The organism is Streptomyces adelaidensis (genome assembly GCF_016598475.1).
Classification (GTDB): Bacteria; Actinomycetota; Actinomycetes; order Streptomycetales; family Streptomycetaceae; genus Streptomyces; species Streptomyces adelaidensis.
On sequence record NZ_JAEMUX010000165.1, the window covers coordinates 1 to 6,916 of the forward strand.

At 70.0% G+C, this 6,916-nt stretch carries 6 protein-coding genes; 2 read left to right on the forward strand and 4 right to left on the reverse strand.

The features are described from left to right. The first annotated feature begins 439 nt into the window (after positions 1–439). Positions 440–1,435, forward strand: a complete 996-nt coding sequence (gene trpS / locus I8N67_RS40490) for a tryptophan--tRNA ligase (RefSeq protein WP_200309309.1) — start codon at positions 440–442, stop codon at positions 1,433–1,435. 12 nt (positions 1,436–1,447) lie between these two features. Here trpS and proC read toward each other — a convergent pair whose 3' ends face one another. The 3 genes from proC to I8N67_RS40505 all read right to left on the reverse strand — a co-directional run bounded on the left by proC (position 1,448) and on the right by I8N67_RS40505 (position 3,988). Next, positions 1,448–2,260 carry a pyrroline-5-carboxylate reductase gene (gene proC, locus I8N67_RS40495; RefSeq protein WP_200309314.1) on the reverse strand — a complete coding sequence of 271 codons (813 nt, stop codon included), beginning with the start codon at positions 2,258–2,260 and terminating at the stop codon, positions 1,448–1,450. 133 nt (positions 2,261–2,393) lie between these two features. After that, entirely contained in the window at positions 2,394–3,164 is a 771-nt protein-coding gene (locus tag I8N67_RS40500; protein ID WP_200309310.1) for an ABC transporter permease, read from the reverse strand. Beyond that, positions 3,161–3,988 (reverse strand): ABC transporter ATP-binding protein, encoded by an 828-nt coding sequence (locus I8N67_RS40505; protein ID WP_200309311.1) that lies wholly within the window; start codon positions 3,986–3,988, stop codon positions 3,161–3,163. The genes I8N67_RS40500 and I8N67_RS40505 overlap by 4 nt, the downstream gene beginning before the upstream one ends. 539 nt (positions 3,989–4,527) lie before the next feature. Here I8N67_RS40505 and I8N67_RS40510 point away from each other — a divergent pair. Beyond that, positions 4,528–5,955: a SulP family inorganic anion transporter gene (locus I8N67_RS40510; RefSeq protein ID WP_307835520.1), complete on the forward strand. Its 1,428-nt coding sequence runs from the start codon at positions 4,528–4,530 to the stop codon at positions 5,953–5,955. A gap of 37 nt (positions 5,956–5,992) precedes the next feature. Here the strand turns inward: I8N67_RS40510 and I8N67_RS40515 are convergent, their stop codons facing one another. Further along, the gene (locus I8N67_RS40515; RefSeq protein ID WP_200309313.1) at positions 5,993–6,778 is read right to left on the reverse strand and encodes a class I SAM-dependent methyltransferase; all 786 of its coding nucleotides are present in this window, start codon (positions 6,776–6,778) and stop codon (positions 5,993–5,995) included. Positions 6,779–6,916: the final 138 nt, after the last annotated feature.

A 6,916-nucleotide genomic window follows, 5' to 3' on the forward strand; every position in this document is an offset into this window, starting at 1 on the left:
GACTGTTGGGCCGTTCCGACGAGTGAGACTTTAGCGGATTCCTGGCTCCCGAGCTAATCGGGGGCTGCGTCCTTTCGAACGCGGATTCCTCATTTCGCAAATACACATGCCAAGGGCACGACGACGGATCGTCGATTGTTGGTGTTTACCTGCGGAATGGCTGTCCGGGGACCGACCGAGGGTCGGCGCTCACGTCGGACAACTCGGAGAACACTACGTAGGGGCTCGGGGTGTGTCAACTCGCTGCCGACCGGTCCCCCCCTGCGGCGTAGCCTGGCCCGCATGACTACGCGTACGTGTCACCAGTACTGGTGGGCCGCCTGACGGCGGCCGTGCTCACGTATGCACTTTGACGGCCGCCGCATCGGCGGCCGTTCCCGTATCTCCCTCCAGAGGATCGGCCGGCCGGTGGCGGCGGTCCTGACCAGGAGGTGGAGAGATGACACGGGTCTTCAGCGGGGTCAAGCCGACGGGGCATCTGACGCTAGGGAACTACCTGGGGGCCGTACGGCGGTGGGCCGAGGTGGACCAGCACCGTACGGATGCCCTGTTCTGCGTGGTCGATCTGCATGCGCTGACCGTGGACCACGATCCGGCGCGGGTACGCAGACTCAGCCGGCAGGCGGCGTCGCTGTTGCTGGCGTCGGGCTTGGATCCGGAGCTGTGCACCGTCTTCGTACAGAGTCATGTGGATGAGCACTCGCGGCTGTCGTATCTGCTGGAGTGTGTGGCCACCGATGGTGAGATGCGGCGGATGATCCAGTACAAGGAGAAGGCGGCGCGGGAGCGGGAGCGGGGTGGGAGTGTCCGGCTGTCGCTGCTGACGTATCCCGTGCTGATGGCGGCGGACATCCTGGCGTACGGGACCGACGAGGTGCCGGTGGGGGACGACCAGACGCAGCATGTGGAGCTGACGCGGGATCTGGCGGTGCGGTTCAACCAGCGGTACGGGCACACGTTCGTGGTGCCGAAGGCTACCCCGCCGAGGGTCGGGGCCCGGGTGATGAACCTGCAGGAGCCGACTTCGAAGATGGGGAAGACGGACGACGTCGGGCCAGGGATCGTCTATCTGCTGGACGAGCCCGAGGCGGTGCGGAAGAAGATCATGCGGGCTGTGACCGACAGTGGGCGGGATGTCGTCTACGACCGGGAGGGGCGGCCGGGGCTCGCGAATCTGCTGGAGATCCTCGCGGCCTGTGAGGGTGGGAACCCCGAGGACCTGAGCGGTGTATATGAGTCGTACGGGGCCTTGAAGAAGGACACGGCGGAGGCTGTGGTCGAGCTCCTCAGGCCCGTGCAGGAGAGGCACAAGGAGTTGTGCGCGGATCCAGCGTATGTGGAGGGGGTGCTGCGGTTGGGTGCGGAGAAGGCCAGAGAGATGGCTCGGCCGAGGGTGGATGCGGCGTATCGGGCGATCGGGCTGCTGGCCGGCTGACCGCGGGCGACGTCAGCCGGTGTTGCCGGAGGCCAGCTGGCGGCTGCGGTCCCGGGCGGCTTCCAGTGCGGCGATCAGTGCGGCGCGTACCCCGTGGTTCTCGAGTTCGCGGATGGCGCTGATCGTCGTGCCGGCCGGTGAGGTGACGTTCTCGCGGAGTTTGACGGGGTGTTCGCCGCTGTCGCGGAGCATCGTGGCCGCGCCGATGGCGGACTGGACGATGAGGTCGTGGGCCTTGTCGCGGGGCAGGCCGAGGAGGATGCCCGCGTCGGTCATGGCTTCGACCAGGTAGAAGAAGTACGCCGGGCCGGAGCCGGAGAGGGCGGTGCAGGCGTCCTGCTGGGACTCGGGGACACGGAGTGTCTTGCCTACGGCGCCGAAGATCTCCTCGGCGTGCGCGAGATCGGCCTCGCTGGCGTGGCTGCCGGCGGAGATGACGGACATGGCCTCGTCGACGAGGGCGGGGGTGTTCGTCATGACGCGGACGACAGGGGTGCCTGCGGCCAGGCGCTCTTCGAAGAAGGAGGTGGGGATGCCCGCCGCGCCGCTGATGACCAGGCGGTCGGCGGGGGTGTGCGGGGCGAGTTCGTCGAGGAGGGTGGCCATGTCCTGGGGCTTGACCGTGAGGATGAGCGTGTCGGCGGTCTTCGCGGCCTCCGCGTTGGTGACCGCGGTGACGCCGTAGCGAGTGCGGAGTTCCTCGGCGCGTTCGGGGCGGCGGGTGGTGACCAGGAGGTCGGCGGGAGCCCAGCCGGCTCGGATCATGCCGCTGAGCAGGGCCTCGCCGATCTTGCCGGTGCCGAGGACTGCGACTTTCTGGGTCATGGTGCGGGTGCCCTCCGGGGTGCGTCGTCCTGGGGTCATCCTCGCACTGGGGATGGGGGTTCGGCTCAGGTGTCCGGTGGGCGGGACGTCGGGGGGCGTGGGTCGGCCGGTGGGTGGTGGACGGCTGCGGTCGTCATGTCGTCCGGCGCTTCAGCGTGGCCGCGCCCAGGGTGAGGACCAGCAGGGCGCAGCCCGCGACGATCGCCACGTCCCGTACGAAGACGGCGGTCATGTCGGGGTGGAGGAGGACCTCGTTCATGCCGTCGACCGCGTAGGACATGGGGAGGACGTTGGAGATGGCCTCAAGGGCGGGGTGCATGTCGGGGCGCGGGGTGAACAGGCCGCAGAGGAGGAGCTGGGGGAAGATCACGGCCGGCATGAACTGCACGGCCTGGTACTCGGAGGAGGCGAAGGCCGAGACGAAGAGGCCGAGGGCGGTGCCCAGCAGGGCGTCGAGGAGGGCGACGATCAGGAGGAGCCAGGGTGAGCCGATGACGTCCAGGTCCAGGAACCAGACGGCGAGACCCGTGGCGAGGGCGGACTGGATGATCGCCAGGGTGCCGAAGGCCAGGGCGTAGCCGGCGATCAGGTCTCCCTTGCCGAGGGGCATGGCGAGGAGGCGTTCCAGGGTGCCTGAGGTGCGTTCGCGCAGGGTCGCGATCGAGGTCACCAGGAACATGGTGATCAGCGGGAAGATCCCGAGGAGTGAGGCGCCGATGGAGTCGAAGACGTGTGGGCTGCCGTCGAAGACGTAGCGGAGCAGGAACAGCATCACGCACGGGATGAGGACCAGCAGGGCGATCGTGCGGGGGTCGTGGCCGAGTTGGCGGAGGACTCGGGTGGCTGTGGCTGTTGTGCGGGAGTAGGTGAGGGCCCTCGCGTCGGTGTGCTTCGTCGTGGTCATCGCGTCGTCTCCTCTTGGTGCGCCGCGGTGGTGGGGGTCGTGGTTGCTGTCGCCTTCGCCTTGTCGACCAGGTGGAGGAAGGCCGCTTCGACGGTTTCGGAGTGGGTGCGGGTGCGGAGGGCCTCGGGGGTGTCGTCGGCGAGGATCTCGCCCTCGCGCATGAGGAGGAGGCGGTGGCAGCGCTCGGCCTCGTCCATGACGTGGGAGGAGATCAGGAGGGTTGCCCCGCGTTCGGCGGCGATGGTGTGGAAGAGGGTCCACAGTTCGCGGCGGAGGACTGGGTCCAGGCCGACGGTGGGTTCGTCGAGGACCAGGAGTTCCGGGGTGCCGAGGAGGGCTACGGCCAGGGAGACGCGGCTGCGTTGGCCGCCGGAGAGGTTGCCGGCGAGGGCGTCGGCGTGGGTGGTGAGGTCTACGTCGGCGATGGCCCGGGTGACGTTCTCGTGGCGGCGGTCGGCGGCGGTGCGGCCGGGGTCGAGGATCGCGGCGAAGTAGGCGAGGTTCTGGCGGACCGTCAGGTCGTCGTAGACCGAGGGGGCCTGGGTGACGTAGCCGATGCGGGAGCGGAGGGTGGCGTGGCCTGCGGGGTGACCCAGGACGTTCAGGGTGCCGGTGGCCTTGGCCTGGGTTCCGACGACCGCTCGCATCAGGGTGGATTTGCCGCAGCCGGAGGGGCCGAGGAGGCCGGTGATCTGGCCGTGGGGGACGGCGAAGTCGAGGTCGCGGAGGACGGTGCGGGGGCCTCGGGTGACGGTGAGGGCTTGGGCGTGGATCGCGGGGGCGGGGGGCCGGGGAGGGGGTTCCGCCGAAGCATAATTCATCATGTGATGAATATTGCGCAGGGTTGGCGGAGTCGTCAAGAGAGGGGCAGCGCGGTGGAGGTGGCGAGGGGGCGCGGGCGCTCGACGGGGTGAACGGAGGGCGGGATTCCGGCGCGTGCGCTCCTGTTGCCGAGTGATGGCCGAGGGAAAGGGGTGCCGACGGTGCTTACTTTGGGTGACAATTGGTTGCAGAGCGCGTTCGCGGCTTTGTGTTGTCGCCGGGGTGATGTGTGGCGGTCTCCCGTGGTGAGTTCTCGTGATCACCGTTGGATTCATCCCTTGGCTCGGGACCGCGCATCTCCTGTCGGGCTTTCTGTCGGGCATTCCTGTCGACCCTCGGCTGCCGGAGGTGCGTGTCCATGCGTCACGCCTCGCGTACACGTCCACGTCCACGTCCACGTCCACATCCCCGTCCACGTCCACATCCGCGGTCATTTCGAGCGCGGCACGGACCAGGGCCCCGGTCTCGGTCCTGGCCTCGGTCTCGGCGTCCGGGGCCGCCTGTTGTTCGGAAGTCGGGGGCCTCCTTGTGGCGGGGGGAGTTGGCCGCGTCGCTCGTGGTGTTTCTGGTGGCGTTGCCGTTGTGTGTCGGGGTCGCGGTGGCTTCGGGGGTGCCCGCGGAGTTGGGGCTGGTCACCGGGATCGTCGGCGGGCTGGTGGTCGGGTTGTTGCCCGGGAGCAGTCTGCAGGTGAGCGGGCCGGCGGCCGGGCTGACCGTGCTGGTGTACGAGGCCGTGCGGGCGTACGGGTTGCCGGCGCTGGGAGTGCTGGTGTGCGGGGCCGGGGTGGTGCAGCTGGGGTTGGGGGCGTTGCGGCTGGGGCGGTGGTTCCGGGCCGTGTCGGTGGCCGTGGTGCGGGGGATGCTCGCCGGGATCGGGCTGGTGCTGGTGGCGGGGCAGGTGTACGCCCTGGGGGACGTGGCCTCGCCCGGTGCCGGCGGGATCGGGAAGCTCGCGGGGCTCGTCTCGTTGCCCGGTGCGGTGGATCCGGTCGCGTTCGCGGTCGGGGGCGCCGTCGTGGTCGTACTGCTGGTGTGGCCGCGGTGGCGGTGGGGGGCGCGCTTCGTGCCCGGGCCGTTGGTGGCCGTCGGGGGTGCGGCCCTGGTGACCGCGATGTTCGACCCGGGGGTGCGGCGGGTCGAGGTGCGGGGGCTGTGGGAGGCCGTGCGGGTGCCGTCGGTCGATGAGCTGGGGTTACTCGCGGAGGTGGGGGTGGTCGGGACTGTTCTCGCCTTCGCGCTGATCGCTTCCGCCGAGTCGTTGTTCAGTGCGGCGGCCGTGGATCAGCTGCATGACGGGCCGCGGACCGATTTCGACCGGGAGTTGGTCGCCCAGGGGGCCGGGAACGTCGTGTGCGGGGCGCTCGGGGCGCTGCCGATGACCGCGGTGATCGTACGGAGCGCGGCGAATGTGCGGGCGGGGGCGCGGACCAAGGCCTCGCGAGTGTTGCACGGGGTGTGGTTGCTGGTGTTCGCGGCGCTGCTGCCCGGGGTGCTCGGGGCGATTCCCGTGGCGGCGCTGGCCGGGCTGCTGGTGCATGCGGGGCTGAAGCTCGTGCCCGTACGGGAGTTGGGGGTGTTGTGGCGGGGGCGGGAGCGCGGGGAGGTGGTCGTGCCGGCCGTGACCGCCTTGGCGATCCTGGCCTGGAATCTGTTCGAGGGCGTGCTCGTGGGGCTCGCGTTGGCCGTGGCGAAGAGCGCGTGGGACATCAGCCATGTGCACGTCGAGACCGAGGACCGGGGGGAGGCGGGGGTCGTCGTGCGGGTGGTGGGGAACGCGACGTTCCTGCGGTTGCCGAAGTTGCTGGACGCGTTGGAGGGGGTGCCTCGGGAGCGGGGGGTGCGGCTGGAGCTGGGCGGGTTGCGGCATGTGGATCATGCGTGTGCGGTGGCTTTGGAGGCTTGGGGGGCGGGGTGGGTCGTGGATGAGGAGAAGGAGATGGAGACGGAGGAGGGGGTGTCGGGGGTGTAGTGGGCCGCCATTGAGGGAGGGGGCCGGGAGGGTGGGTTCAGGGGCGGAGGGCCAGGAGGAGGTCCACGTCGTAGGTCTCTTCGATGGTTTCGGTGGGGAAGAGCTCGCGGAGGTGGGCTCGTTCCTCGGTGAGGAATGCGGTGGTAGCCGCTTCGCCCAGGACCAGGAACGACGAGTGGCTGGCGATGTTGGCGAGGTGGGTGTCCAGGGAGACTCGGCGGCTCCAGCGGACCTGGCGGCGGGTGAAGTCAAGACGGCCCGCGGTGTCGGTGAGGGCGGCGGGGGCGCCTGAGCCGCTCTTCTCGATCGGGACGTCGGGGTCGACGTCGAGGAAGCGGTGGATACGGGTGGTGGCGTCGGCGATCCAGGGGATGTCGACGGCGTCGATGTTCCACCAGAGGGCGAGTGTGCCGCCGGGGCGGAGTACGCGGAGGGCCTCCGGGACCGAGCGGGTGGGGTCGGTCCAGTGCCAGGACTGGGCGTACGTCAGGAAGTCGAGGGAGGCGGTGGCTACGGGGAGGGCGTTGCCGTCGCCTCGGACGAGGGGGATGTGGGGGTGGGTGCGGTGGAACTGGGTGGCCATGCCGGTGCCGGGTTCCACGGCGAGTACGTGGGCCCCTCGGGTGTGGAGGAGGGTGGTGGATATGCCGGTGCCGGCGCCTACGTCGACGGTGCGGGCGCCTTGGAGGGGGCGGGTGGAGAGGTGGTCGATGGTGTCGAGGAGGGCGGGTGGGTAGGAGGGGCGGTTTGCCGCGTATTGGGCTGCGGCGGTGTTGAAGGAGTGGGCTCGGGTGGAGTGGTGTTGGCTGCGGGAGGTGGTCATGGGGGACATGGTGGCCTGGTGGGGTGGGGCTGGGGAGGGGGTTTTCGCCCCCGCCGCCCCTACCCGTCCCATCCCCGGGGGGCCCCCCCCGCCCCCCCCCCGAACAAAAAGCCCGGGGGGGGATTATAGGGGGCCCCG